The organism is Brachybacterium sp. GPGPB12 (assembly GCF_038396325.1).
Classification (GTDB): Bacteria; Actinomycetota; Actinomycetes; order Actinomycetales; family Dermabacteraceae; genus Brachybacterium; species Brachybacterium conglomeratum.
This window is the reverse complement of record NZ_CP149573.1, coordinates 1,593,604-1,617,184: the sequence shown is the minus strand read 5'-3', so window position 1 is coordinate 1,617,184 and position 23,581 is coordinate 1,593,604. Positions and strand designations below refer to the sequence as shown.

Here is a 23,581-nt window from a genome sequence, read left to right as displayed (position 1 = left end):
CCCTTCGGGGCATGCAGTAGAGGGGAGCCGGATCACCGACTCCCCTCTCCGCATTCAGTTGCTGTCTTGCCCGAGCAGGGCCTTATCTTGGCGGAGCAGAGCCCGCGCCTTCCGCTCCATCGCGGAGTCCCGCGGCGCCGCATCCTCGAACCACTCCGGTGGATCGATCAGCTTCGGCGCGTTCTTCCCCTCCGAGCCTTCCTTCGTCTGCTGCCAGGCGAGGACGTCCAGACCGTGACGGGTGATCATGAGGCCCATGAACACGTCCGACCATGCCTGGGCGCCACCCGTGGCCTGCCAGAGACGGCATCCGCTGGGGAGCCGCAGCGCAAGGTCTGCAACCTCGCGCACCTTCAGATGGCCCCGAAACAGGTCGGTCAACCGGATCTGGTAGTGCTCACGGAGGTCCGCTTCCAGCTCCTCGGGGAAGGTGTAGAGGAGCTGGAAGAAGGTGATCAGTTTCCCTGACCAGTCGCCTCAGTGAGCTCCTGGAACAGCTTCTCCATCCGCTTCGTGGAGACCTCGCCGGTCTCCTCGTCGCGTGCGGACTCCTTCAGCTTCTCGTGGTCCTCGCGATCGACGAGGATGTCCAGCGACGGGGCGACCAGGCCGGTCGTCATGACCTGCTGGAACTCGTAGTTCTCCTGCGCCATTCGCTGGAACTCGGCGAGGTGCACGGTGTACGTCTCGCCGTGGAGCTCGACGACGACGTTGCCCTCCGTGGCCTCGGCCTGCATGGCCTTCACCTTCGCGGAAGCGGCCTTCTTGCGGTCGGCGGGGGTCTTCGCGCCGGAAGCCTTGGCCTTCGCGGCGGCGCTGGTGGTCTCAGACATGGTGACGGTCCTTTCGTGACGGTCAAGGGGGTGATGTGACGGTCAGGAGTGCGAGGGGTGGCGTGGCCCTGGACCGTCACGAACAGGGCCACGCCGGCATGCGAAAGCCGCTCCGTGATCACACGAAGCGGCTTGGTTCTTCCTCGGGAAGCGGGGAGCGATCAGGCTCCGGCTTCGACGTCCTCGTCGTTCAGCACGGCGGGATCATTGGTGAGGAACTCGTAGTCGTCGTACACGGTCACCTGGGTCTCGTACAGGGTGATCTCGTTGTTCTTGAACGCGAGGGTGGGACGCTCACCGGTCTCACCGGACGGGAACAGGTAGCGGTACCAGATGGACCCCTCCTGGCCGGGGTTGCCATCCCACACGTCGACGACCCACGAGCGACGGTCGTTCGACTTCTTCGACACGGACGCCTTCGCGCGCGCCACACCATCGGTCTTGGTGATCTCGGTGATGTTGTGCGCGAGGCCGAGGGTGAGGAGCGTGGTCTCCGCCGCGGTGAACGTGAACGTCGCCTCGGAGGAGGTGACCTTCTTGCGGATCACGCGGCCGCCCTGGTGGCCGTTGAACGTCTCGGTGTTGTCGTCGAACGACAGCTCCATGCCGTCGTCGGACAGCGACCCGGTGTGCTTGTGGTTGGTCGGGGCATCGATGCCGGTCGGCATGACCGCGCCGAGAGCACCAACCCAGACGGCGTCGAAGTCGCCGCCACCGATGCGGACGTTGTTGCTGTTGAGGTTGACGTTGTCGCTCACTTGGCGACCTCCTTCTTCGCGGGCTCCGACTTCGCCGGGGCCTTCGGGGCGTCCTCACGGACCTGGATGCCGCCGCGAGCGGCGATGACCCGAGCGAGCGCCGGATCAAGGGCGATCGGATCGCCCGCCTTGTACTTCTTGCCTTCGATCTCCTGATCGTGGGAGACGACGGCCTTGACCTTCTCTGCCATCAGCTGGCCTTCCTGTATGGGGCACGCACATGCACCTCATGGGTGAGTACGTAGCGGGGAATGGTGGAGTCGGGGTCGGGGGAGTCTGAGGGCCCGGCCACCTCGGTAGTGCGATGGATCTTGATGCCGTCACCGAGCAGTCGACCGGGGAGCTCTAGCGACGCCTCACGGACCATCTGCGCGTCACGCTCCGCAGCGACCTTCGCGGACACGCCCGGAGGTTCGTCGGCACCGTCGTTCCAGCACTCGAACGTCAGACGGGCAACATCCGTGACGGAGTCACGCATGAACCCGCCCGTCCGCACCGTCCGCACGAAGCGAGACGGCCGATCCTTCGGCACCGTCGTCACGACCTTCGCGATCCCCGTCGACTCCCGGATGTACGCGTTGATCAGCGCCTGCGCGTTCGCGAACACGAATCACCCCCGCATCTGGTCGATGACCTGCATGAGGACGTGATCACGGGCGTTCCGAGCCCGCGCCCTATGGGTAGTTGCTCGAACCATCCCCAGCGCGCGCGTGGATCCCATAGTCACCTCGGACTCGAAACCGTCCCCAGCCGCCTTCGCGGCGGCGCCCGTGCGGCGACGAAGCTCCTTCTGCACCTCAGGCGACTTCAGCGGCTTGTCGATCTCGCGAGAGTTCAGCTTCACGTCGGCACGTCGCGCCATCAGCCAGCCACCTTCTCCACGTTGATCTGCACGCACCCGATGTCGAGACCGGGGCGCCGGCCACGGCCGAGCACCCCGCGACGCCTCGCCGGGTTCGACCGCTCATCGAAGATCGCGACCTCGCCGACGACGCCCCACCGGCCCTCGTAGCCGGGGACCTCGAGCTCGTCGTGAGCACCGACCCGCACCCCTTCCGGGGCGAGGATCGTGAGCCGCGTGATGACGAGGGACCGGTTCGGGTCGCCTGGCTCATCCGACGTGGTCGGGTAGATCGACTCCACCTCGAGCACGTACGGCTCACCAGGAACCTCGATGTCGTCGCCCATCTCGTCCTCGCCGTCTGTCGCGGGAGGATGGACGGTCACGGTCAGCGCCATGTGTCCACCGTCCTCGCCGCGCGACGCCCGGCCCCGGAGATGCCGAGCATCTTGCGGTGCTGGGCGGTGAGGGTGAGCTGGCCAGGAGAGTCGCCGCCGTACGTGATCGACCCCGACGAGGGACCGTTCGACTCCTGCACCGTCCGGATCCCGCCAGGGTTGGCGAGCTTCCCGAGCACGAGATCGATCTGCACGTCCTGCGGGGCCTCAGCGTCGACGGCACCGTCCCGGATCCGTGCTGCAAGTACAGCGAGGGGAGCCTCGGCGAGGATCGCGCGTCGCGCACGACCCAGCCAGTAGCTCAGCACCTCCTCCTCGAGCGCGTCCATGACGCCTTCGAGGTCCGCAGACTGCGACTCGTCGGGGGTGGCCCAGGTGATGCTGTCCGCCATGACGGACACCTCCTTACTTGGTGGAGGTGCGCTTCCCCCGGGGAGCAGTGGCCTCGGCGGCGGGGGCCTTCTCGGTGGCGAACACCTCGGAGCGGACGCCCTTCGCGTCCGCGTCCGAGATGTCCTCGCCAGCGAGTCGCACCCGCCCACCGATCAGCACGTTCTCGGTGAGGCGCGGCATCAGATCACCTTCAGCGACGCGGAGAGGTTCGCGTTCTTCAGGATCGGGAGGAACGTCGAGTCGGCGTCCACCACGGTCTTGCCGGCGGTGCCCTCGGTGTCCCACACGGCCGCGACCGCGCCGGGCGACTGACCACCGATGGCGGAGAACTCGGGCTTGAACGAGGACTCGGTGAGGCCCCAGATCGTCGCGCCGAGCTCGGAAGCGCCACCGCTGACGTAGTCCGGCACCAGGATCAGGCGATCCTCGGGCAGGAGACGCGACTGGCCGATCTTTCCGTTGTAGCGGACCAGGCGCGGCAGGTCGGAAGCCAGGAGCACCTGGTTGACCTGCTCGAGGGTCGCGGGACGGGTGACGTCGTTGACCTTCGACGCGAACTGCGCGTGACGGAGGAACGCGTTGATCGCCTTCGTCGACGCGAGAGCGTACGAGGGGCGGGTGCCACCGGACTTCTCCTCGAAGATGTCGACGAAGTCGCCGAGTCGCCCGAGCACGTCGGAACCATCCGCCGACGCGAGCCGCGCGAGCGCCGCGGTCAGCTCGGCGGCGCGACCGAAGTCCTCGTCCAGGCCGAAGTTCGCCTGGTTGATGGTGGCCTTGCCGGTCGCGAGCACGTTCGCGCGCTGGCGGCGGGCCGAGTTGAAGATCGCCTGCGCGACGGAGTCGCCAGCGCGCTTGATGAGGTTCGCATACCCCTCACCGCCCGCGAGACGGGACAGCGGCGCATCGGACTCCGACACGGGGATCCGACGCGAGAACGCGACCAGATCGATCGTGCGGCGAGCCTGCTTGGGCAGGTCACCGACGGACGGCTGGGCGTCCCAGTCGCGAGCCTCGGCCTCGGGGGTGACGCCGGCATCACCGATGCTGAAGCGCACGGCGATGTTGTCGACCGTCTCGTCGGGCAGGATCTGCGAGAGCACGTCCTGCTCGGAGTACGACTCGATCCGGCCACGGACGAACCCGGTCGTCTCCGCCGGGGTCAGGTACTTGGTGTTGAGCGCCATGTCAGGCCTCCTCGACGATGATGTGGGTCAGCGCGGCCGCGGGGCGCGCGTCGACGACGGCCTTGGCCGCGGCGGACAGGAGCGGCTTGCGCACGTGCGCCTGCCGCATCACGGCGACGTTCAGCGCACCGGACGCGTCGCTGACGCGATCGGAGACGGTGAAGCCGACCTGGTCGGTCTCACCGACGGTCGGGGCGGCGTCGTCCTTGGTGTAGACGGTCGCGGCGCCCGCCGCGGTGATCACGACCGGAGACAGCGCCGGGACGGGCCCGTCGTTCACGTCGGCGGTCGCCTTGAAAGTGGTTGCGGTGTCCAGACCCAGCAGGGACGCGAGCGCCTTACGGCTCGACACTCCCCGGAGGTCCTCGTCCTTGATAGCCATGAGGTGGCCTTCCTATGAGATGTGGGGTTGTTCAGGGGCGGAAGCTCTTCGCGGCCTCACGACCCGCCTCGACCGACCCACCGGGCTGACCGGAAGTCGGACGCAGAGCGGGGCCCTGGTCGGCGCTGGACAGGTTCGCGAGGATCCTGTCCGCGGCCTGGTTCATCTCGTCCTCGGAGTCGCCCGTGACGAAATCAGCCCACTCGCTGGGCACGTTCTTCGAAGCCAGGACCGACGCGCGCATCTGCGCACGGGTCTTCTCGGCCTCGTAAGCCTGGTTGGTCTTCTCGAGCTCGGCGATACGCTCCTGCGCCTTCTCGAGCTCGGACTTCTCGGCGTCCTCGATCTCCTTCAGCCGAGCCTCAGCGGCCTTGGCACGCTTCTGCGCCTGCTCGGCACGGAGCCGCTCCGACTTCAGCGCCTTCAGCCCGTTCTCACCGAGCGGCTCGTCGTCCTCGCCGTCACCGGCCGAGGGAAGGTTGCCGTCATCGTCAGCACCGTCCGAGCTCACTGGGGCGGCACCGCCGCCTTCCGGCGTCTCGGCGTACCGGAGCGCTCCGACGATCTCGAGGAGGTTCATGAGGTTGCGATCCATCGCGGATGTCCTTTCAAGCCCCCATCGCAGAGGCATGGTGGGGAGCCCCACCAGACGGTGAGGCTCGAGAGGTTGGTCTTCGGTCAGCGCGCGCCGTACTCCTCGCGCATGCGCTGCAGCGTCAACTGCTGAATCGTGGGGAGCTCCTTGCGGCGCAGGGACCCCTGCATCCGCTTCCGAGCCCCGAGGCTGTTCGGGCGGTCCTTCACCCGATCCCAGAGCGTGTTGTCGATCCGCCGCTGCTCCTGGTGAGCCCACTCGTCAGCAGTGAGCCACTGCTGCTCGTAGTCCTCCCACAGGTCGTAGAGCTCGTCCGGCACTCCGCCGTCACGCCCCTCGACCATCAGGAGAGGCTCACACCGGCAGTGCCCGTGGTACGACGAGTCCGGCCATTCGCCGTCCCAGTGCGTCACCGCGGACTGCAGGCGACACCAGGCGCAGGCCCCGGCTCGGGGGACACGTCGGCCCACGACGCCGTCGATCTTGCCGACGCCCTGCTGTGCCGTTTCCCGACCGACGTTGGAGATCAGGCGAGTCGTGCCCTGCACCATCTTCGGCAGGACATCCTCCATCGCCCACGGCATCACCACATCGGTGAGCGCCCACTTCACGACCGGCTCGAGCATCGCTGCCGTAACCACCGCGGCGGTCGGCTTCCACGGCACGACGCTGAGGCCGGCCGCGCGGCGCACGCCACGGACGTATCCGAGAGCGGAGTCCTGGGACGACTGCGCGTAGGACGACAGCACCACCGGTGCCGCCGTCGCCACGTACTCGAACACGTCCGAGCCGCCCGGAGCACGCTCCATCAGAAGCGTCGTCACCCCGGTCGTCGCATCCGCGATCTCGGACGTCTCACCCCGCCATTTCAGGAACGCATCCCAGCTCACGACTGCTCGACCCCGGACTCACGGGCAGCGACCAGCGCGGACGTGAGCGGATTCGACCGCGTAGCGAGCGCCTGCTCAGCGATCGCCTGCTGGTTCTTCCGCCGCTCCGCTTCCTGGTACGCCTCTGTGAGCCGCAGCGACGTGGCGCGCGAGTAGCCCGCCGCCTCGTACGTCACGACCTCACCGGGCACGACAGCGCCGGCAGTCACGAGAGACGCGAGCGCCATCCGCTGCGAGTACCGGGTCGTCATCGCCGGATCGTGCATGTCGCACGCCAGCGCCTCGACATCTGCCGGCAGAGACACCGTGTTATTGGCGAGCGACCACATGTCCTGCATCAGATCCACAGTCGGATCATCGATATCCCGGCCCGTCTCGTCCGCGAGGTCGTTCAGCTCCCCGTCGGCCCGGTCGATCGCGTCCGCGCTCGAGGGGTTGTCATGGATGACGCCGAGCTTGTCTGGCGACAGCTGCGACTCGGCGGCGAACATCGTCGCCGTCATCCGCGACTGATCCATGTGAGGTCGCTGTGACCCGATCTGCACCTGGCCGATCTTCGACTCCGGCGCATCCTTCACCGGCGCGCCGTCCTCGTCGCGCTCGTAGTCCAGCGCGAAGAACCGCGCCATCCCCGACCGGAACTGCTCAGCCGCCTCCGGGGAGTGTTCGTCCCGTACAGCCGCGGGTACCCGTACACCTCACCGTTCATCTCGCCACGGAGGAACGACCGAGCGCCGGACCGGGCGAGAGACATCATCGGGCGGTTGATCCGCGACTGCCCCCACGGCTTGTCCAGCTGTGGACGGAACCGGAACGCACGCAGCGAGACACGACCCGGCAGACCGGTTGAGAACCTGCCCACCTGCCAGTCCGCACCGACCGTCGGACGCTCGAGCTGAATCACCTGCCCGGGGTAGAACAGGAGCAGCGACTTCGGCCCGAAGTGCGACCACTCCTGCACCGCGAGCCCCACACGGAGCCGGCCCGGCCGCACCGGATCCCACAGCCCCGTCGCGTCCCGCGCCGAGTACGCCTGCACCTGCGGCGTCCCCGCGTTCTTCAGTGTCGCCATGAACGCGACGCCGTAGATCAGCATCGACTGCACAGCCATCTTGTCTTGCTGGTAGAAGCCCGTGTCGCGGAACGTCTTGTCGAGCCCGTCGAACCGATCGACCGAACCGCGACGCACGAACCCGTCCAGCTGGATCCTGCGCGCCAGAGCATCGACCGCCGTCGCGTTCCAGCCCAGCACCGACGCGTACGGCTCGAACTCCGGCGGGATCGCAACGCCCATGTTCACGAACGCCTGCTCCGCGTTGTAGAACACGAACCGCTCACGGTTCCGCTGAGCGACCCGACGCACCTGCTCCGACATCTCCGCGATGTCCGCGTTCTCCGCGTCCGACAGCTCCGCGATCCGCGGAAGGTTCAGCGACCGCTCCGGCTCATGCGAAACGTCCACCATCGGGCCCGGGCCGATACCGAGCATCACCGGATCACCGCCGTTCTACGCCTCGCAGGGATCTGCTTCTTCCGGGAAGCGCCAGCGGACATTGCATCCAGCCGGGCCTTCCACGCCATCACCGCCGCATAGGCGGCATCGATCTTGTCGGGGGAGTCGGGGTACGCCTTGTACAGCAGGTACCCGGACCTCGTACGTCGCCGGCGCGCGTTCAGCATGTGCCGGATCAGGACCGTCGACCCATCGAGCGAACAGTCACCGTTCACGACCGCGTCATGGAGCTCCTCGAGGAGCCTCGGCACGTTCGCGTCCTTGCCCTTCGGCCAGTACGTCATCGGAGCGTCACGCTTCGCCTTCACCGTCAGGTGCCGGCCATGCCGCGCCTCCCACTCGGAGATCTGCGACGTCCACCCGTTCGGGTCCGCATAGAACCCGACCACCGTGTACTGGTCGAACACCTCACGGACCCGCGCATCCACATCCGCAACCGGCACATGCCACTCCGTCGCGCTCCGCGGTCGCTCCCACACGTCCAGCACGAACAGGTGCCCATCCGAGACACGGCACCCGATCAGCGCCGTCGCATCCGAGACACCCTTCGCCCGGCCACGCGACCCATCGAACCCGACCACGATCGGGTCATCAGGGCCGACGATCTTCTCGACGTCGACCACGGCCGTGAGCTCGGGACGAGACAACCACGAGTCGGACGCCGCGACCACCTGGTTCAGGTAGTCCGACCGAGCGACCTGCACATCCTTCGTCAGATCCCAGAACGACTGGATCCTCGGCTCAAGGTCCGCATGCCCCGGAGGGCACGCCGGCTCATGGATCACGCACCCGTCAGGATGCTGCGACGCATCCCCGTACGCGATCCGCAGACCAATCGTCAGCGACTCACGATCCGCGACATCCGTATCCCCAGGCGCCTCGCGATGGTCGTAGTACAGACCATCCGCGACCGCCTTCCCCTCCTGGATCATCGACCAGTAGTTCGCGGACTTCTCAGCGACGCTGTCCTCGCCAGGGATGAACGCGTTCGGCGTCTCGAGGTACGCGCCGCCACGCTTCGCCGCGTTCGCGTCGATCACCTGATGGAGCCGGGAGCCACCATTCGACGACACCCACTCCTCCGTCTGATCACAGACCACGAAGTCAGAGCGGGCACCCTTGATCGTCCGCGCCGACGTCGTCACCATCTCGAGCCGCCCCGATGGCAGGTTGATCCGATCACCCAGGATCTCCACACCCCGGTAGTTGTCCACCACGGGGCCTTCCATCATCTCCTGCGGCGCCGAGAACGTGTTCCGAGACTGCGTCTCCGACGTCGCAGCCACCTGGATCAACGGCGTGCGGATCTCCGCCCACGGCTTCCCCACAGGCTGGCCGCTCGCGTCCCACCCATCGAACACGACCGGGCCAAGACCCTCGACAGCCATCAGCGCCGCCGCGAACGGCGACTTCCCCCAGCCACGAGGACGCGACAGCACCCCGCGCCGGAACTTCCGCCGACCCGTCACCGGATCCAGCCGGTAGAAGTTGATCAGGAAGTCCTCCTGCTCCGGATAGAGCACGAACGGTCGCGGCTCCGCACCAGCATCAGGCTGGGCCAGGTTCGCCGAGATCCAATCGATCACGTCATACCCGAGAGTCGGGAACTCGTCCCCATCCAGCGGCTCCCACGACATCCGCGGTCACCCCCTGGATCACTCGCCAGACGCCGGACGCTCCTCCGGACGCAACACCTTGATCTGCCCACGCCGCGCACGCGCCGACTCCGCCGGCACACTCCGCTTCGAGTCCGCTTCGTCGGCCTGCGCGAACACGATGCGGAGGCGAGCAACGTCGTCGGGGGCGATGCCGAACTTCTGCGGCTGCGGCCGGAGCTCGGCCGCATGCTTCAGCTCACCGCGCATGAACGCATCGTCGAGCATCATGGCTCGAGCCAGCACAGCCCACTGCGCGCCCTGCATCGCCTCGAGGGACGGGAAGTCGCCGAGGTTCCTCCACAACACGAGCGTCGACGGATGCCACTCCTGACCAGTAGCCGCGTTGACCTTGCCGAGCATCTCTACGAGATCAGGCTGGGGGACAGGGTCGACGTTGATGACCCGCACTTCCCCCTGGCGAGCCTTCGCAGCACCGTGGCCGGCGAGCTTGTTCGGATCCTTCGGCGCGGGGCCTCTTCCGGCCATGAAGATCACCTCCAGTCTCGTGGGGCGGGCGGCGCGCGGCGAACTCCCAGACTCAGGCGGGATCCGAGCGACTAGCGACCCCGCCGCGCTCTGTGTGGGGGTGGGGAGGGGATTGTGCCCCCTGGCCTGCGGGTTTACTTCAACCCGGGGTGGGGTTCGGTCTTGCGCTTCCAGCGGTGTTGTCCGCGGCGTGCTTCGGCTTGTGTCTTGTCGCCGTGGCGGCTTGTGCAGGCTCCTTGGCCGTTGTTGGGGTCGAGCTCTGCGCCGCCTTCGGCGACGGGGATGATGTGGTCGGCTTCGTCGACGTGGCCGGTGCATCGTGGGCCGCGGATCTGGCAGTGCTTGTCGCGTGCCTTGACCGCCCTCTCCCATGTGACCTGCTGGGCTCGTGAAGTCCGCCGGGTCGTGGGGTATTCGGTCCAGTTCACGGTTACGCTCCGCTCATGGGACTCAAGAATCTTCAGGCGCGTCTTGCGGCGAAGGCTGATGCGTTGGATGCGCGCGCTGATCGTATGAACGCGAAGCTCGCGGCGGAGAAGGCTGAGCGTGAGGCTGTGCAGGCTGAGGCGAAGGTCGACGGCGACCTTGCTTGGTGCCGTGCTGAGGTCGCTCGTCATGGTGTGGATCATGACGAGATGGTTGAGCGTCTTTGCTCGTCTTGGTCTTGGTATTCCTGGTCCGCGTCGGGCTCGTGGTCTTGAGCGTGTGGCTGAGCGGTTGGATGCTGCGACGTCGGTGTTGCCTGGCTCATCGCTGGTTCGCGGATTCGCTGCGGTTGGCATGGTCGCGGATGACGGCATGGATGCTGGTGGTCGCGAGCGGCCTGATCCGTACAGCGCGTGGGTGACGCTGATCAAGACCGAGGAGCGCGTGGTCGCTGCTGGCGATGACGCGTCGAAGGCTGACCGTGCGTTGCTGCGGATGGCGCGGTGGGCGTACAAGCATTCGCAGTAGGGGCAGGTCTCCGGGGTGGGGGCCTCGTTAGTAGGGGCCCTGTCTGATCCTCGGGGGTGGGCCTGCCTGGTGGAGGGGTGGGCTCCGAGGGGGTGGGCCTCGGGCGCCCCCACCCCGGGGCTGTGTTTGCTCCCGGGGTGGGGTATCTGCGTCACCGGTTCGCCTCGTGCCTCGTGGGCGTGTGCTCTTCCAGTGCGCGTCCCGCGAGCGCCTGTCACCCGTGGGGCGCGCTGGCGGGGGTAGGTCCACCGTTTGCCGCTGCTGTCGTGCAGTGACTGCCGCAAGGTCCCCGTCACGATGGGCGGGCGGGGCGGGGTTGGTTGCCGGGGGTCACGCTCTCGGGAAGCGTCGTCGGGTCCCGGTCTTTGATCTTCGGCCGCAGTGCGCTTCGGTGAGTGGCGGGGCCGGAGTGGTGCCCGTGGGGCATGAAAAGACCCCAGTGCTCGAGGCGCTGGGGTGGGAGTAGAGACACTGGTGCCTCAGTCGGAAGGTTACACGATTGCGGGGGCGGATGCGAGTACCGGGAATCCGTAGTGTCGCCGGAGGTCCTGGACGCACCAGTGCTTCCCGTCGGGGTTGCATCGGTAGGCGGGGTCGCGGTGTCGCCGGCGGGCGCGGTCGCGTTCGGCGTTGCGATCTCGCTTGACCCGGTTCTCGATCCCGGGAGCGAACCTGTCCGCTTCCCGGAGGGTGAGCATCGTGTGGTCGGGGACAGCGGCGGCGTGGCGTTGGATCTCCTCGGCGTCGGCCATGGTGGGGGTGTCGTCCTTGGGTGCGTTGCCGGTGAGGCGTGCGAGCCGCCACCACAGCGCGGTGAGGTCTTGTTGCCACTCCTCACCCCACGGGGACTCGAGGATCCGCGGGGTGGAGTCCCAGTGCCAGCGCCAGCACTCCGCCCAGGGTCCGCCGTCTTGCTCCTCGGTGATGGTCTCCCGCCACTCGCGGAGGACCTGGTCGGGGTGGGGGAGGTCGTCGCCGTGGTCCGCGTCGCGGGCCCAGGGGCCGCGCATGGCGAGGGCGTCACCGCCGGGGATCCGGTCGGTGGTGCCGCGGATGCCGGTGAGGTCCATGGAGTAGCCGGAGATCGTGAGCATGACGTCGGATAGCTGTCCGCGCCAGTGGCGGATGTCCTCGAGTCGGTCGCGCATGGTGCCGATGAGTTCGAACGAGGTCACTGTGCTTCCTCCCAGGGGGTGCGGGTTCGGTGGGCGATGAAGCCGCCGAAGCGGTCGACGTACTGCTGGGCTTCCTCACGTGAGCCGTCGATGCCGTCGTGGCCGACGTGTGCGATCCAGGGCTCGCCGTTGTCGGAGCCCATGGCGGTCCACTCCTCCTCGGCTTCGATGGGCACGAGGTAGGTGAGGATCCCGCCGTTCCGGCAGTCGGGGTGCATGAACGACCCGGGCGGGAGCTCATCGAGCTGATCGAAGTTGGTGACCTGCACGGGGCGGTACAGGGTGGTCATCGGGGGTCCTCCTCGGGGAAGAAGAACGGCGCGAGGCCGGTCGGGGGTCGCTCGGGGGTGAACGTGTACCGGTACATGCCGTCGGCGTCGGGGCCGTGCTCCTCGTGGCGCATCCGGGGCAGGTGCTCGCGGAATTCCTGCCCGGTGTTGGGGTCGCGGTACGTGATCACGAGGTCGACGAGGTCGGTCCCCTCGATCGGGGTCGACTCGAACCGCTCGACGGGCGACTCGGCCCGGTTCACGAGTCCTCCTTCGGCAGTGCGGCGTCGATCTGTGCGGCCTGCTGTTCGCACCACAGCGCCCACGTGATGGTCGCGTTGAACGCTCCGTCTTTGCTGGGGGCTGGCCGGGATCTCATCAGCGAAGGTGCCGCGCATGACGCGGGCGATCTCGCGGAGGGTGGTCGGGTCGAGGGTCATCGTGGGTCCTTCCAGGTGCAGTAGATCTTCCCGTTGGTGCCGTGGGACTCGTGGTCGCCGTCGTGGCCGTGGGGGAGGGTGCAGATTCCGCCGTGCTCGCAGGGCTCGGCGCAGGGCCAGTTGATGCGGGGTCCGGTCACGGGGTGTCCTTTCGCTGGGCGAGGGTGGCGCGGATCTGCGCGATGCGGACCCGCGCCTCCTCCGGCGGCAGAGGCGTCGAGCACTTCCGGCAGTCATGCGCCCACTGATCCGGATGCTTCCCGCACTCCCTCCCGACGGGGATCTTCCGGGCCGCACGCGCACGGACCCACGACGACACGTCCGACGGGCGGAGGAACCACCGCTCCGTCCGCGGGCCCTGCCGGACGAAGTACTCGCGCGCGGCCTCGAGCCCCTCACGGGGGAGGCCGGCGAGAGCCTGGTGCCACAGCATCAGACGGTCACGGTTCGCGTGCCGGACCTTCTCCTCTTCGCTCGACGGTGCCGGTGCGGGGTCGCCACTGCTCCACGAGGCGGGCGAGGATCAGCGACTCGACGTAGGCGGTGATCCACTCGCCGGTGACGGCGGTGCCCTGCCACTGGATCGCGGCTCGGGTCCCGTTAGCCGCGGTGACGATCTCGGTAGCGGGCTGGTCGAGGGTGTCGAGGGCGGATCCGATCGGGGTGGGGTCGTTCATGAGGGTGCTCCCATCTGTTGCATGTCGAAGTGGGCTTGGACGAGCGAGTCGCGGGAGTCGACCTCGCGGTTCGGTCGTTGTTGGGTGCTCCGGTCGGGGCGGGCGTTGCGGATCCAGTTGCGGACGACGGCGTCCCAGTCGAGGCGGCGGTTGTTGCCGCCCTTGGACCAGTCGCGGACCTTCGCGATCTCGAGCTCGAGGTCGACGCCTCGCTCGGCGGCGAGCTGTCGATGCTCGGGCTTCGGCTCCCAGTCGTCCGGGATCTGGTGTGCGCCGCGCTTGCGCGGAACACTCTCCGTAGGAGAGTGCTTCTCCCCTTCTCCTCTTCTCCCCTTCTCCCCTTCTCCAAGGGGTGACCCTTCGCGACGTTCTCGCGAGGGTGTCGCGACGGTCTCGCGAGGTTCTGCATCCTCGCTGGTGGGGAGGGGATACCGAGACTTCGCAGCCTTGTCGATGCGCTGATGCTTCGACCAGGCGTTGACGTACAGGTACGGCTTCCCCTCGAGGGTGTAGCGAGTGATCTGACCGCCTTCGGAAAGCCTCGCGAGGCTTCGCGAGACCGTCGCGAGAGTGTCGCGAGGGTCGTCCTCGAGGGGGAACAGGTCGGCGACGATCAGCTTCTCCACGTCCCGGCCGACGCCGTTGTCGTCGACGTAGGACCAGAGGCCGATGAACACGAGCCGGGTGGTCCAGTCCATCGCGGCGATGTCCTCACTCGACCAGAACTCCGGACGGATACTGCGGATCCTCAACGGGAGCTCCTCTCTTCATATTGCAGAGCGAGTGCGTGACTCGCAGGTTCTTGGCGGTGTCGGGGCCACCGTGCGACCACGGCACGATGTGGTCGAGGTGGACGTCGTCCGGCTCGACTTCGCCGCCGCAGAGCTGGCAGGTGTGCCCGTCCCGGGCGATGACTGCCTGACGGACCCGGGCCGGGATCTTCGTCCGGACCTTCTCGGGGTCGCGGCCCCGCGACCAGTGCCACTCCCACCACGCGCGCGACTCGATCTGCGCGAGCGGATACGGGTCGTCGGGGTGGCCGAGGTTGATGTACCTCGGTGGTGGATCGGGGCGTTGGACGAGCTCGGCGATGCGCTCACGGTGCGCCGTGGGGAACTCCTCGAGCGGCATCACTACGTCTCTGCGGGACACGGTCGCGCCTCCTCATTCGTCGTATGTGGGGTGGTCGGCTCCGAGGAGCCAGGCGAGGTCTGCGAGGGTCATGTGGACCCACTGGTCGGCGGGGTTGCCGTTGCCGTGGCGCTTGGCGACGACGATCCCGATGGCGGCGTCGTCGTTGCCGGCCTCGCGGTGGGCTTCCTTGATCCACTTCCCGAGCTCGGTGCGGGTGGTGTTCTTCGCTTCGATGACGACGCGACGCCCGCGATGGCGGATCCCGCCAATATCCCCGCGGTCTCGTGCCCCTGATCGGGCTCGGCGTTCGATGCGGTCGTCGTCGAGGGCGTCGGCGAGATAGGTGGCGATCGCGGTCTCGTGGCGTGTGCCGGCCGCGCGGGCTGACTTGTTGGTGCGGGTCACGCTTTCCTCCCTTCGCAGATGTCGAGGAGTTGTCGGGGGTCGATGAGGGTGCCGCGACGGTCTGCGGCCTGGGCGAGGCGGCGGATGGCGGCGAGGACGACGGCGGGGCGGTCTTCCATCGGGCTGTTCTCCTTTGGTGGAGGTCTCTGTTCAGGCAACGAGAAGCCCCGCCACCCGGGGAGGGGTGACGGGGCTGTGGGTGCGTGCTGGCTGAGGTGTCAGCCTTCGTGCTTGAGGTAGAGCGTCGTGTTCTTGATGACGTCGATCCGGTAGACGTTGTCGCGGAACTTGATCGCCACGGTGACGTTGGAGGCGTCGTACTCGAGCACTCGCTCGTCGTGCTTGATCACCTGTGCGCCGAAGCTGATGCCGACGAGGAGGCCCTCGAGGCTGTCGTCTCCGTTGGACCCCGACACGGCGCGACTCGTCCGATGTGGTCTCGGGTGAGGTCGCCGGCCGGGACGACGTCGTAGTTCTCGTACCTGTTGGGCATGGTCTTCCTTTCGTAGGAGGTGCGGCTGTCGCACCCATCTGAAGTTTCGCCCACGAGATGTCTCCTGTGGGGTGGATAGAGGGACGCACTTTCTTGCCTCATCGTCGCTGGGCCCCAGGAACACTTCCGGCAAGAAATGTTGCTACTGCCCGGGCGGGGGAACACTTTCCAGCGCGCGGCGGACGTGCGTGGTGGGCACGAGGGGGTCGTCCCAGCCGACGTGCCGGATCGGCCGTTCGAGCACGTCTTCCACGGCCTTGATCCGCGCGTCCCTGATCCGCACCTGCTCCATCTGGTCGCGGGCCGCGCCTCGCTCGTCCCGGACTTCCTGGGTGAGGTCGCGGATCCGGCGCTCGGCGGCGTCGAGCTGGTCGAGGAGGGCGAGGACGGCCTCGCTGGACCATGCCTGCTCCGGCCATCGCTCGGCAATGGCTCGCCAGTCCTCGCGGTGCCGGTGCACGTCGAGCTCGGGCGGGGTGGGTCGCACGGTCACTTGTCATCCCACCCTTCCGCCCCGCAGAGGCGACACGTCCACTGTCGGGTCTCGTCGTCCTCGTAGGTGGTCTCATCTTCGTGGTCGTAGGTCTCACCGCACACGTCGGCGTCCTCGTCATCCCAGTCGATCAGGTCGATGGTCACGGGGTCTCCTCGGGGGTCTTCTGCCAGTGCGCACGGCCCCTGGCGATCATGTCGTTCACGTTGTCCTGCGCCGTGCCGAGCTCAAGATGTTCGAGCCTGACGCAAGGCGGGTTGTCGCACTTGTGACGCACGACCAGACCGTCAGGGATCTGACCGTTCGCCAGTTCCCACGCGGCCCGGTGCGCCCCTCTCGGCGGGAGACCTTCGGCCTTGACTCGTCCGTAGCCTGATAGGTCGCGAGAGCCGATCCAAACCAGGCACTCGCCATCCCACATTGTGCGAGCCGCGAAGGCCCCGCCAGGGTCGCGATAGATGGGATGCTCGCGTAGATACGTGGGGTCCCCATGCTTCGCCCATGCCTGATGGTGAGCCGTGCACCAGCCCCTCGCCCGGTGGGGTTCGTCGCAGCCCACGATGGAGCAGGTGCGTCCCGATTTGTACCGGGGACTCTCGACCATCCCCAGCGGGTCGCCGTGGCGCTTCCATCGCATGTAGTGCGGCCCGCACCACCCTCGTGCACGGGCGGCGGTCTCGCACCCTTCGATCGAGCAGATAGCCTTACCCATAGCCGACCTCCTGTGTCGGTCAGGCCCCGGATTCCAGCGTTGGCGCGCCGCCGGGGCCGCTTTCAGTTGTGTGCCCATTTTACCAGGTCACACCCCGTTTCCATAGTGGGTGTCGCGGTAGTCAGCGATGCGCGTTCGGTCCACCAGGGAGCCGTACTTCTCAACCAGCCCGTCGAGCGCTTCCCGTGCGGCGTCTCGGCGGACACGGGCGTCATGGGCGGCGAGCCAGGTGTTCCAGAGGTCGCGGGCAAGCTCGGGGTTATCCTCGCCCTCGAACCAATGGATCATCTCTTCGTCGCTCGGCACGTACTCATCGGTGCTCATCGCTGCCTCCTGCCTCGTACTCGGTGGCGCGTGCACGGAGCCAGTTCGCCGCAGAGTCGTCTCGGCGTCCGTCTATCTCGGTGACGTCTTCCGCCGCGTCCCTGAGCGCTTCTGCCTTCGCCTTGCGCACCTCGACAGCCACGATGGGGAGGACAGCGGCGATGAGGTGCGGGAGGTCGATCCCTCCCTCGACGGCCAGCCACTGCTCGCCGTCCCAGCTCACGTACGCAAGGTCGGACCCTGCTCCGTGGTCGTCCAGGAGCGTTTCCCGCACGGCTTCGGTCAGGCGCTCGGTCAGCGCGTCAGTGTCGGTGGTGGTCATACCTCGTCCCACTCCTCGTTCTGGATGGCGGCATAGGCATCGAAGCCCGCCTCCTGGATGGTTTCGCTTGATGCAGTCGAGCCGAAGGCGTACTCGGAGAAGTCCTCCTCGCCCTCCTCCCGGCGCATGATCGAGAAGTCGATCCGGTAGTCAGCCATCTCGCTTCTCCTCGTCTCGTCGGGCGGCACGGGCGGAGTCGAGCGCCTGGATCGTGGAGCACGGGTAGATCGCGCCCTCGTAGTCGAGGCATCGGCGGCAGTAGTCCAGGGTCCCGTTCCATGCCTGCCCATGCGGCTCGCGCACGGCCCGCTCGCCGTCGGTCGGTTCCTGCGCGGCGAGATGGGTGCGCGCCCACTCGGCGATGTGCTCGCCTATGTCCTGCGGGCTGGGCACCTCCGCGCTGTTCAGGAACAGCGCCTCGGCTTCTGCGCGCGCGGCCTCGGTGAAGTCGTCGGCGGTCATCGGGTCACCTCAGCTTCTCCCCGGCAGTCGGCGCAGATGCCCACGCCGCCTCCGGTGCTGACGCTCTCGACGTTGGTCTCGCAGAAATCGCAGTGCTCCACGGTGTTCTCCTTCTCGGTGTTCTTCTCGGTGGGGCCGGCCTCGGCCAGGTACTCGACGCGCCAGGTCGGGTGGATCGGGTAGGTGCGCCCCGGCTCGTCGTCGAAGCGGACCATGAGGTGTTCAGCGGTGCGGGATGCGCCGGTGATCGTTGCCGGGTTGCCGTCGCAGATGACTCGTGCCCCGCGTTTCGCGGGCACGCCGTAGCGGTCCCGGATGGACTGCATGGTCATCGGTCCTCCTCGGGGGTGCGGTTGGCCTCGGCCTGGTGTTGTCTCGCGTCCCGGCGTCCGGGGTCGGTCCATGAGTCGCCGCCGTGGATCGGCCCGGCCCAGCCGCACGTGGTGCAGGTGGCCCTGTGCTCGGCGTAGCCGACGGTGATGTGTGTCTTGTGGAGCATCACGGTGCCTCCCGGTGCTCGGCGGGCCGGTCCAGGCCCACAGCGGTGAGGGCGTGCGCGAGAGCAGCGGCGTGGGTGGGGAACTCCCTGCGGTCCAGGTCGCCGATCCCGCGATGCGCGATGGGCAAGTGCCGGTCATCAATCTCGTCGTGCCAGAGGCTCACTCGCCATGCGCCGCTGTACCGGTGCCGCCACACCTCTGCCCGTTTCACGACTGCTCCTCGCCGACGACACGGACGCCGCCCGTTCTCATGAACTCGGCCACCCGGTCGAGGCCCTCTGCTAGATCTGCGGAGACATCCAGCGGCTCCACGTCCACCAAGTCCGTCCAGGGCACCCCGCGGAGGGACGGCGTGGACCAGGTCTCGGCCGTGCCGTAGTCCGGGGACCAGATGCGGGGCTTGCCGGGGGTGCCGTCGCGCTCCGTGCGACCGTCGCTCTTGTGCCAGGCGCGGACGGCGGGGGCGTCCAGCCACTCCGGGCGTGCCGGCGGCTCGGTCAGCGCGGCGGTGAGGATCTCGCGGATGACAGCCTCGCTGACGGACGCAGCGGGGTGCGGGATCGTCGCACGGAACGCCCGATCGACCATCTCGTCGGTGATCGCGTCCGGGGTGAGGGGGCGGGCCTCGGCGGCGAGTTCCGCGATGGTCTCGCCCTGCTCCCGAATCTCCTTCGCGGCCTCAGCAAGCCTCGAACGCGCCTCGTCCCGCTCCCGCTCGGCCTTCTCCGCGCGCTCCGAGTTGTGGTCGGAAGCCATGACGGCGAGGTGCAGGCGGTGCTCAAGCTCGGCGCAGCGGTCTCGCAAGTGCTTCGCATCCTTCTCCGCCTCGCGGGCCTGGCGGGCGTTGATCGACGCCGCGCCCAGACCCTCCGCGAACGTGAGCGGTCGCTCGGCCTCCTTCTCGATCAGCGCCGCCGTGACACCGCCGTCCGCCTCGTCTCGCGGCTCCGCGTCCGCCTCGTCCAGCGACCGCGTCATCTCGGCCTGCAACCGGGCCAGCGCCTCGCCAGTGGTCTCGTCGGGGTCGGGCGTCGTGCGCTTGTACTCGCCGAGGGTCTTGTCGTTCATGGTCAGGCTCCTTCTGGGGATCGGGTGCGGTGCATGTGGCAGACGGGGTACTCGTGCCCGTCCTCGGGATCAGTACGGGTGGTGGTGGCGGGCCGGTCGCACGGGGCGAACATGCCGTCCCGGTCGATTACTTGCTCGTGGCGCGGGCGGTCATGCGTCGACCTCCCGGATCAGGCGGGTGCACTGCGTGTACGGGGTCGGGGAACCGTTGATGGACGACTTCCAGACACGCCACGGGGCCTCTACAGGGCTCACCAGGCCGTCGGGGAGCCACACGATGAACACCACGTCCCCGTCCCGGTGGCAGGAGAGGCGGAAGGATCGGTCGTCGCGGTCGGGGTGGGCGGTGTGGACGTTCCAGCCGTTGCGGACGGCGTCGGCCATGAGCTTCGGGAGAGCGCGGGGGATCATGCCGCCTCCCCGCAGTCCGCGCCGTCGTCGGGCGCGACCTCGTCGAGGTGGAGCGCGAACATCTCGCCCACGGACTGCTCGGGCCCGCCCGCGGAGCCCTGCGACTCCATCTCCTCGCCACAGGTGCACCGGCACCAGGCCTCGCCCGGTTGCTCGAGGGTGGGCGGATCGGTGCGGTGGTCCTCGACCTCGTGGATTGTCTCGGTGATGACGGCACCGTGGCCGTCGTAGCGGATCGTCATGTCATCGCCTCCAAGGCGTCGAAGATGGTCAGCTGGTCAGGGTGTTGCTCGGGCGCCGGCTCGTCGCCGGCGGGGACCGGGAGGCGCCCGCCCGGGTAGAGGACGTGCGCAATGTCGCGGAACCGGGGCCAGTAGTGCTCCGGGGAGCGCCAGTGCCGGAACCGGACCGTCTCGTCACCGGATACGGGGTGCCCCTCGGAGTCGGGGTGCGCGGCGTAGTACGCGAGCACGTCCTCGAGGGACCGCGTCTCGTCCGGCGGGATCCCGTACCCGGACCAGCGGGAGCGGAGGATCGCGTCGGGGTGCGGGTGCTCGGGCGGCTCCCGGTGCCCCGTCACGGGGTCCTCGGTGTCCGGTACGGGCCGGTACAGGTGCACTGCGCCCGTGCTGTCGCGGAGCCGTTCACGGTCAACGATCACGCCGCCCACCTCAGCTCGAACAAGACCCGCCCCTGCTCCGTGTCGGCGGCGAGCGTGGATCCGGGCTCCCACCGCCGCCGCACGTCGCGCCACTCCCGGCGGCGCACGGACAGGTGCGAGAACACCGGCGGGAGGAACTCCCGCGCCGCCGCGCACGCCATGAGCACGTTCGGGACCGGGACGACGGTCCGGGCGCCGGCGGCCGGGATCACGGTCATCTCGAGGTACGGGGACGCGCCGGCGGGCTTCGTCGGAGAGAACCGGGCGTCCTCGAACGCGAGGAAGCTCAGGAGGTCCAGCCGCGTCATGCGGCGACCCTCCGCGCCGGGTTGGACACGGCCTCGAGCGTCCGAGCCAGGGTGATGTTCCCGGCGCGGCGGGCGGCGTTCGCGGCGGAGCGAGCCCGGACCCAGCCGCAGGCCCGGTAGGCGTCCTCGACCGAAGTGCCGGCGGCGAGGAGGTCCGCGAGACGCTCGAGACGCGGCTTCGACGGGGCATGCGCCGACACGTCCACCACCGGGGCCGGGGAGGCGGCGGGGTGTACTCCCCGCGAGTCCACGCCTCGAGGACCGGGTCGATGTGGTGCGCGGTGGCTTGCACCGCGTCGACGAGCGCAGGGGAGTCCGTGCCCTCCGCCGGCGCGGAGATGACGTACCACTGCCGCCGATCCGGGTCCGTCCAGGTGTGCCCCGTCCACGCCCCCGTGATCGTGACGGTGTCGGGGACGATGGTGTGGAGCTGGTTCAGCGCGGCGCGGTGGTGGCGGGCGTCCGGGGCGGGGGCGTGGATCGGGAAGATCGCGACGTAGCGGGTGGTCATGATGCGGCCCTCCAAGCCTCGGTGACGATGCGGCGCAGGGGCGCGGCGAGATCCCGGCGCCCGCGCCGGTACAAGGTCCGCGGCCGCCGCGGACCGGCCCCAGCCGAGCCGGTCGACGGTCTCCTCGATCGGGACCCCCTCAGCGAGGCCGGCGTCGATCTGGGCGATGTACTCGTCGACCCGGCGGCGGTTCGCGGACGCCATGTAGGCGCGACCCTCGGGGGTCTCGGTGAGGAGCCGCAGGGCAGGCATCGGGATCACCCCGGCCTCGGCCTCGCGCCGGTGCCGGAAGCACAGTCCGCGCCGGCGGGCAGGCCGGTCGCAGTGCGCGCACGGATTCCGCACCACGGCAGGCTCTCGTGCAGGGACGTCGCCGTGCTTCACGGACAGGATGTCCTCAGCGATCACGGCGAGCGTCGTCTCCGAGTGGCCGGTGCGGATGTTGTGCAGGGTGGTGCGGCCGTACCCGATGTGCTTCGCGAGGTCAGCGAGGATCACTCCCTCGTCGAGGAGCGCGTCGATGTGCGCCCGGACGAGGCCGGCGGGCACCCGCTCCGGTGCGGGCGGGGTGGGGGCGTGCTTCGCCTGTGCGTGGCGGCAGAGGCCGCACCTGCGACCCTGGGCGTATCTGGCCGTGGTGCCATGGGGGTAGATCGCCATGACGTCCTCCTGTGAGTAGGGGTGGGGTGTGGAGCGCCCCGGCCGGGAGTCGGACCCGGCCTGCGACCATCGGGGCGGCACGACAAAGGCCCCCGCGCAGTGCGGAGGCCTCGGTAGTGCGGTACTGCTGGTGGATCAGAACGGCGGGTCGTCGTACCCGCCCTGGTTGCCTCCGCCGGCCCACGGGTCGGACTGCGGCCCGCCATGGGGCTGGCCGTACCCGGACTGCGGCGGGCCCTGCGGAGCTCGCCCGCCACCCTGGCGACGGTCGACCTTGTTCGGCACTGCCGTCGCGTAGCGCGGCGCCGGGCCGATCTCTTGCACGTCCAGCTCGATCGACGTGCGCTGGTTCCCCTCACGGTCCGTGAACGACCGCTGCACGAGATTGCCCTGCGCGATGACGCGGTCACCCTTCCGCAGGGACTCGGCCACGTTCTCCGCGGCGTCCCGCCAGATGGTGGAGCGCATGAACAGCGCCTCACCGTCCCGCCACTCGTTCGCCTGCTTGTCGAACGTGCGCGGCGTCGACGCGATCGTGAAGTTCGCGACCGCGACCCCGGACTGGGTGAAGCGGAGCTCGGGGTCGGCGGTCAGGTTGCCGATGATGGTGATGGTGGTGTCGTTCGCCATGGGGTCCTCTCAGATGACGACGTGCGCGGGCACGTCGGGTGTGGTGGTGGGGGTCATCGCGTCGGCGGTCTCACCGCACGCCGGGCACTCCATGGCCGGGACGACGTTCTGGTGGAAGTTCGCGTCGTCGTAGCCGTATGAGTCGACCTCGTGGTCGCAGTGCTCGCACTGGTAGATGGCCCGGAAGTCGCGTCGGTACTGACTGGTCTTCTTCTTGATGTGCACGTCAGGCACTCTCCTTCATGGGGTTGGTGGCGGTGGTCCCGCCGTCGTTGTCGTACAGCACCCACCCCGAACGGGTGAGCACAGGGGTGTCCTCCGGGGTGCGGATCCCGAGGCGGGGCACCATCCGCCCGTACGCGTACGAGGCGGAGGGGTTCGCGTGGATCTCGCCGTGGTCCCCACGAACCCCGTCACCACACACGGTGATGAGGTTCGCGAGGCGGTGAGGGTCAGGACCGGAGCGGCCCTGCCGGTGGTGCACACTCTCTGCGGCCCGGCCGCAGACGACGCAAGCGCCGCCGTCCCGTTCCCAGGCGCGGCGGCGCTGACGTTGGTAGTACGCCTGCCCCCTCCGGTTCACGGCTCGATCAGGGGCAGGCCCGTGTCGGCGAGCAGGTCCCGCGGCTCCCCGGACCGGATCGCGTCAGCGACCACGTCCCGTCCCTCGCTCTTCGCATCCCACCGGAGCGACTGATACGGCGCACCCGCCGGCGCCTCCACGATCCCGGGGAGGATCTCCCCGTCCTTCGTGACCGCGCCGTCGTCCGTGACCTCCACGATCGAGGCGAGGACGTCCTTCGACGCCCACGGCTTGACCCGCTTCACCGTCTCGACCATCTCGGGATGCGAGTCCTCGAGGTGCTCAGCGAGGGCCTGCTCGTCGGCGATCTTCGGCCCTCCGGCGCGCTGGGCGAGGGTCACCGACGCGACCTTCTCCCCGCCGAGGGTGACGGTCCACGACTTCGCCCCCGAGTCCTCAGCGGAGGTCTCGAGCGCGTCGAGGTGGTCGGCTTTCTCGGCCTTCATCGCGTCGGC

The 23,581-nt window shown here is 68.5% G+C and carries 47 protein-coding genes; 1 reads left to right on the top strand and 46 read right to left on the bottom strand.

Features of this window, described 5'->3' with window-relative positions:
- Positions 1 to 54 precede the first annotated feature (54 nt).
- The 18 genes from WKH84_RS09385 to WKH84_RS09300 all read right to left on the bottom strand — a co-directional run bounded on the left by WKH84_RS09385 (position 55) and on the right by WKH84_RS09300 (position 10,563).
- Positions 55 to 381, bottom strand: a complete 327-nt coding sequence (locus tag WKH84_RS09385; protein ID WP_341856437.1) for a DUF5361 domain-containing protein — start codon at positions 379 to 381, stop codon at positions 55 to 57.
- 74 nt (positions 382 to 455) lie between these two features.
- Entirely contained in the window at positions 456 to 833 is a 378-nt protein-coding gene (locus tag WKH84_RS09380) for a hypothetical protein (RefSeq protein WP_341856436.1), read from the bottom strand.
- A 161-nt stretch (positions 834 to 994) separates the two neighbouring features.
- Positions 995 to 1,591, bottom strand: coding sequence for a hypothetical protein (locus WKH84_RS09375; protein WP_341856435.1), 597 nt, complete (start codon positions 1,589 to 1,591; stop codon positions 995 to 997).
- Positions 1,588 to 1,782, bottom strand: coding sequence for a hypothetical protein (locus WKH84_RS09370; RefSeq protein WP_341856434.1), 195 nt, complete (start codon positions 1,780 to 1,782; stop codon positions 1,588 to 1,590). The genes WKH84_RS09375 and WKH84_RS09370 overlap by 4 nt, the downstream gene beginning before the upstream one ends.
- Positions 1,782 to 2,198, bottom strand: coding sequence for a hypothetical protein (locus tag WKH84_RS09365; protein ID WP_341856433.1), 417 nt, complete (start codon positions 2,196 to 2,198; stop codon positions 1,782 to 1,784). Before WKH84_RS09365 ends, WKH84_RS09370 begins: the two co-directional genes overlap by 1 nt.
- Before the next feature lie 3 nt (positions 2,199 to 2,201).
- Complete coding sequence (locus WKH84_RS09360) at positions 2,202 to 2,453, bottom strand: hypothetical protein (RefSeq protein WP_341856432.1); 252 nt, start codon at positions 2,451 to 2,453, stop codon at positions 2,202 to 2,204.
- A complete protein-coding gene (locus WKH84_RS09355) occupies positions 2,453 to 2,830 on the bottom strand; it encodes a hypothetical protein (protein WP_341856431.1) in 378 nt (125 codons plus the stop codon). The genes WKH84_RS09360 and WKH84_RS09355 overlap by 1 nt, the downstream gene beginning before the upstream one ends.
- Positions 2,821 to 3,222, bottom strand: coding sequence for a hypothetical protein (locus WKH84_RS09350; RefSeq protein ID WP_341856430.1), 402 nt, complete (start codon positions 3,220 to 3,222; stop codon positions 2,821 to 2,823). Before WKH84_RS09350 ends, WKH84_RS09355 begins: the two co-directional genes overlap by 10 nt.
- Before the next feature lie 13 nt (positions 3,223 to 3,235).
- On the bottom strand, positions 3,236 to 3,403 hold the full coding sequence (locus WKH84_RS09345; RefSeq protein WP_341856429.1) for a hypothetical protein: 168 nt from the start codon (positions 3,401 to 3,403) through the stop codon (positions 3,236 to 3,238).
- Positions 3,403 to 4,410, bottom strand: coding sequence for a major capsid protein (locus tag WKH84_RS09340; protein ID WP_341856428.1), 1,008 nt, complete (start codon positions 4,408 to 4,410; stop codon positions 3,403 to 3,405). The genes WKH84_RS09345 and WKH84_RS09340 overlap by 1 nt, the downstream gene beginning before the upstream one ends.
- Before the next feature lies 1 nt (position 4,411).
- Positions 4,412 to 4,792 carry a hypothetical protein gene (locus WKH84_RS09335; RefSeq protein ID WP_341856427.1) on the bottom strand — a complete coding sequence of 127 codons (381 nt, stop codon included), beginning with the start codon at positions 4,790 to 4,792 and terminating at the stop codon, positions 4,412 to 4,414.
- A gap of 31 nt (positions 4,793 to 4,823) precedes the next feature.
- On the bottom strand, positions 4,824 to 5,423 hold the full coding sequence (locus tag WKH84_RS09330; RefSeq protein ID WP_341856426.1) for a DUF4355 domain-containing protein: 600 nt from the start codon (positions 5,421 to 5,423) through the stop codon (positions 4,824 to 4,826).
- A 47-nt stretch (positions 5,424 to 5,470) separates the two neighbouring features.
- Positions 5,471 to 6,277, bottom strand: a complete 807-nt coding sequence (locus WKH84_RS09325) for a hypothetical protein (protein WP_341856425.1) — start codon at positions 6,275 to 6,277, stop codon at positions 5,471 to 5,473.
- The gene (locus WKH84_RS09320) at positions 6,274 to 6,906 is read right to left on the bottom strand and encodes a hypothetical protein (protein WP_341856424.1); all 633 of its coding nucleotides are present in this window, start codon (positions 6,904 to 6,906) and stop codon (positions 6,274 to 6,276) included. Before WKH84_RS09320 ends, WKH84_RS09325 begins: the two co-directional genes overlap by 4 nt.
- Positions 6,852 to 7,742 carry a hypothetical protein gene (locus WKH84_RS09315; protein WP_341856423.1) on the bottom strand — a complete coding sequence of 297 codons (891 nt, stop codon included), beginning with the start codon at positions 7,740 to 7,742 and terminating at the stop codon, positions 6,852 to 6,854. The genes WKH84_RS09320 and WKH84_RS09315 overlap by 55 nt, the downstream gene beginning before the upstream one ends.
- A 23-nt stretch (positions 7,743 to 7,765) precedes the next feature.
- A complete protein-coding gene (locus WKH84_RS09310; protein ID WP_341856422.1) occupies positions 7,766 to 9,427 on the bottom strand; it encodes a hypothetical protein in 1,662 nt (553 codons plus the stop codon).
- A gap of 18 nt (positions 9,428 to 9,445) precedes the next feature.
- On the bottom strand, positions 9,446 to 9,808 hold the full coding sequence (locus WKH84_RS09305) for a hypothetical protein (RefSeq protein WP_341856421.1): 363 nt from the start codon (positions 9,806 to 9,808) through the stop codon (positions 9,446 to 9,448).
- Positions 9,809 to 10,068: 260 nt separating this feature from the next.
- Positions 10,069 to 10,563 carry an HNH endonuclease signature motif containing protein gene (locus tag WKH84_RS09300; protein WP_341856420.1) on the bottom strand — a complete coding sequence of 165 codons (495 nt, stop codon included), beginning with the start codon at positions 10,561 to 10,563 and terminating at the stop codon, positions 10,069 to 10,071.
- Positions 10,564 to 10,714: 151 nt separating this feature from the next.
- Here WKH84_RS09300 and WKH84_RS09295 point away from each other — a divergent pair, with 151 nt between their 5' ends.
- Positions 10,715 to 10,888, top strand: coding sequence for a hypothetical protein (locus WKH84_RS09295; RefSeq protein ID WP_341856419.1), 174 nt, complete (start codon positions 10,715 to 10,717; stop codon positions 10,886 to 10,888).
- A 491-nt stretch (positions 10,889 to 11,379) separates the two neighbouring features.
- Here WKH84_RS09295 and WKH84_RS09290 read toward each other — a convergent pair whose 3' ends face one another.
- From WKH84_RS09290 to WKH84_RS09155, 28 genes are all read right to left on the bottom strand, one after another.
- Complete coding sequence (locus tag WKH84_RS09290) at positions 11,380 to 12,063, bottom strand: hypothetical protein (protein WP_341856418.1); 684 nt, start codon at positions 12,061 to 12,063, stop codon at positions 11,380 to 11,382.
- Positions 12,060 to 12,353 carry a hypothetical protein gene (locus tag WKH84_RS09285; protein ID WP_341856417.1) on the bottom strand — a complete coding sequence of 98 codons (294 nt, stop codon included), beginning with the start codon at positions 12,351 to 12,353 and terminating at the stop codon, positions 12,060 to 12,062. The genes WKH84_RS09290 and WKH84_RS09285 overlap by 4 nt, the downstream gene beginning before the upstream one ends.
- A complete protein-coding gene (locus tag WKH84_RS09280) occupies positions 12,350 to 12,772 on the bottom strand; it encodes a hypothetical protein (RefSeq protein WP_341856416.1) in 423 nt (140 codons plus the stop codon). The genes WKH84_RS09285 and WKH84_RS09280 overlap by 4 nt, the downstream gene beginning before the upstream one ends.
- Complete coding sequence (locus WKH84_RS09275) at positions 12,769 to 12,912, bottom strand: hypothetical protein (RefSeq protein ID WP_341856415.1); 144 nt, start codon at positions 12,910 to 12,912, stop codon at positions 12,769 to 12,771. Before WKH84_RS09275 ends, WKH84_RS09280 begins: the two co-directional genes overlap by 4 nt.
- 300 nt (positions 12,913 to 13,212) lie before the next feature.
- Complete coding sequence (locus tag WKH84_RS09270) at positions 13,213 to 13,449, bottom strand: hypothetical protein (protein ID WP_341856414.1); 237 nt, start codon at positions 13,447 to 13,449, stop codon at positions 13,213 to 13,215.
- The gene (locus tag WKH84_RS09265) at positions 13,446 to 14,201 is read right to left on the bottom strand and encodes a hypothetical protein (protein ID WP_341856413.1); all 756 of its coding nucleotides are present in this window, start codon (positions 14,199 to 14,201) and stop codon (positions 13,446 to 13,448) included. Before WKH84_RS09265 ends, WKH84_RS09270 begins: the two co-directional genes overlap by 4 nt.
- Positions 14,161 to 14,601, bottom strand: a complete 441-nt coding sequence (locus WKH84_RS09260; protein WP_341856412.1) for an HNH endonuclease — start codon at positions 14,599 to 14,601, stop codon at positions 14,161 to 14,163. Before WKH84_RS09260 ends, WKH84_RS09265 begins: the two co-directional genes overlap by 41 nt.
- 12 nt (positions 14,602 to 14,613) lie before the next feature.
- Positions 14,614 to 14,988 (bottom strand): hypothetical protein, encoded by a 375-nt coding sequence (locus tag WKH84_RS09255; RefSeq protein WP_341856411.1) that lies wholly within the window; start codon positions 14,986 to 14,988, stop codon positions 14,614 to 14,616.
- Complete coding sequence (locus WKH84_RS09250) at positions 14,985 to 15,107, bottom strand: hypothetical protein (RefSeq protein WP_341856410.1); 123 nt, start codon at positions 15,105 to 15,107, stop codon at positions 14,985 to 14,987. The genes WKH84_RS09255 and WKH84_RS09250 overlap by 4 nt, the downstream gene beginning before the upstream one ends.
- Before the next feature lie 99 nt (positions 15,108 to 15,206).
- Complete coding sequence (locus WKH84_RS09245; protein WP_341856409.1) at positions 15,207 to 15,404, bottom strand: hypothetical protein; 198 nt, start codon at positions 15,402 to 15,404, stop codon at positions 15,207 to 15,209.
- A 219-nt stretch (positions 15,405 to 15,623) separates the two neighbouring features.
- Positions 15,624 to 15,968, bottom strand: coding sequence for a hypothetical protein (locus tag WKH84_RS09240; RefSeq protein WP_341856408.1), 345 nt, complete (start codon positions 15,966 to 15,968; stop codon positions 15,624 to 15,626).
- 2 nt (positions 15,969 to 15,970) lie between these two features.
- The gene (locus tag WKH84_RS09235) at positions 15,971 to 16,120 is read right to left on the bottom strand and encodes a hypothetical protein (protein ID WP_341856407.1); all 150 of its coding nucleotides are present in this window, start codon (positions 16,118 to 16,120) and stop codon (positions 15,971 to 15,973) included.
- Entirely contained in the window at positions 16,117 to 16,395 is a 279-nt protein-coding gene (locus WKH84_RS09230) for an HNH endonuclease signature motif containing protein (RefSeq protein ID WP_341856406.1), read from the bottom strand. The genes WKH84_RS09235 and WKH84_RS09230 overlap by 4 nt, the downstream gene beginning before the upstream one ends.
- Before the next feature lie 378 nt (positions 16,396 to 16,773).
- Positions 16,774 to 17,010, bottom strand: a complete 237-nt coding sequence (locus tag WKH84_RS09225) for a hypothetical protein (RefSeq protein WP_341856405.1) — start codon at positions 17,008 to 17,010, stop codon at positions 16,774 to 16,776.
- Positions 16,997 to 17,332, bottom strand: coding sequence for a hypothetical protein (locus tag WKH84_RS09220; protein ID WP_341856404.1), 336 nt, complete (start codon positions 17,330 to 17,332; stop codon positions 16,997 to 16,999). The genes WKH84_RS09225 and WKH84_RS09220 overlap by 14 nt, the downstream gene beginning before the upstream one ends.
- Positions 17,329 to 17,490 carry a hypothetical protein gene (locus WKH84_RS09215; protein WP_341856403.1) on the bottom strand — a complete coding sequence of 54 codons (162 nt, stop codon included), beginning with the start codon at positions 17,488 to 17,490 and terminating at the stop codon, positions 17,329 to 17,331. Before WKH84_RS09215 ends, WKH84_RS09220 begins: the two co-directional genes overlap by 4 nt.
- Positions 17,483 to 17,794: a hypothetical protein gene (locus tag WKH84_RS09210; RefSeq protein ID WP_341856402.1), complete on the bottom strand. Its 312-nt coding sequence runs from the start codon at positions 17,792 to 17,794 to the stop codon at positions 17,483 to 17,485. The genes WKH84_RS09215 and WKH84_RS09210 overlap by 8 nt, the downstream gene beginning before the upstream one ends.
- Positions 17,791 to 18,126: a hypothetical protein gene (locus WKH84_RS09205; RefSeq protein WP_341856401.1), complete on the bottom strand. Its 336-nt coding sequence runs from the start codon at positions 18,124 to 18,126 to the stop codon at positions 17,791 to 17,793. The genes WKH84_RS09210 and WKH84_RS09205 overlap by 4 nt, the downstream gene beginning before the upstream one ends.
- Positions 18,123 to 18,293 (bottom strand): hypothetical protein, encoded by a 171-nt coding sequence (locus WKH84_RS09200; RefSeq protein ID WP_341856400.1) that lies wholly within the window; start codon positions 18,291 to 18,293, stop codon positions 18,123 to 18,125. The genes WKH84_RS09205 and WKH84_RS09200 overlap by 4 nt, the downstream gene beginning before the upstream one ends.
- Entirely contained in the window at positions 18,293 to 18,421 is a 129-nt protein-coding gene (locus WKH84_RS09195; RefSeq protein ID WP_341856399.1) for a hypothetical protein, read from the bottom strand. The genes WKH84_RS09200 and WKH84_RS09195 overlap by 1 nt, the downstream gene beginning before the upstream one ends.
- An 80-nt stretch (positions 18,422 to 18,501) precedes the next feature.
- Positions 18,502 to 19,362 carry a hypothetical protein gene (locus tag WKH84_RS09190; protein ID WP_341856398.1) on the bottom strand — a complete coding sequence of 287 codons (861 nt, stop codon included), beginning with the start codon at positions 19,360 to 19,362 and terminating at the stop codon, positions 18,502 to 18,504.
- A 150-nt stretch (positions 19,363 to 19,512) separates the two neighbouring features.
- A complete protein-coding gene (locus WKH84_RS09185) occupies positions 19,513 to 19,773 on the bottom strand; it encodes a hypothetical protein (protein WP_341856397.1) in 261 nt (86 codons plus the stop codon).
- Positions 19,770 to 20,015, bottom strand: a complete 246-nt coding sequence (locus tag WKH84_RS09180; RefSeq protein WP_341856396.1) for a hypothetical protein — start codon at positions 20,013 to 20,015, stop codon at positions 19,770 to 19,772. The genes WKH84_RS09185 and WKH84_RS09180 overlap by 4 nt, the downstream gene beginning before the upstream one ends.
- Entirely contained in the window at positions 20,012 to 21,913 is a 1,902-nt protein-coding gene (locus WKH84_RS09175) for a hypothetical protein (RefSeq protein WP_341856395.1), read from the bottom strand. The genes WKH84_RS09180 and WKH84_RS09175 overlap by 4 nt, the downstream gene beginning before the upstream one ends.
- A 135-nt stretch (positions 21,914 to 22,048) precedes the next feature.
- Entirely contained in the window at positions 22,049 to 22,543 is a 495-nt protein-coding gene (locus WKH84_RS09170; protein ID WP_341856394.1) for a single-stranded DNA-binding protein, read from the bottom strand.
- Positions 22,544 to 22,552: 9 nt separating this feature from the next.
- Entirely contained in the window at positions 22,553 to 22,768 is a 216-nt protein-coding gene (locus WKH84_RS09165; protein WP_341856393.1) for a hypothetical protein, read from the bottom strand.
- Position 22,769: 1 nt separating this feature from the next.
- Entirely contained in the window at positions 22,770 to 23,126 is a 357-nt protein-coding gene (locus WKH84_RS09160; protein WP_341856392.1) for an HNH endonuclease signature motif containing protein, read from the bottom strand.
- On the bottom strand, positions 23,123 to 23,572 hold the full coding sequence (locus WKH84_RS09155; RefSeq protein WP_341856391.1) for a hypothetical protein: 450 nt from the start codon (positions 23,570 to 23,572) through the stop codon (positions 23,123 to 23,125). Before WKH84_RS09155 ends, WKH84_RS09160 begins: the two co-directional genes overlap by 4 nt.
- Positions 23,573 to 23,581: the final 9 nt, after the last annotated feature.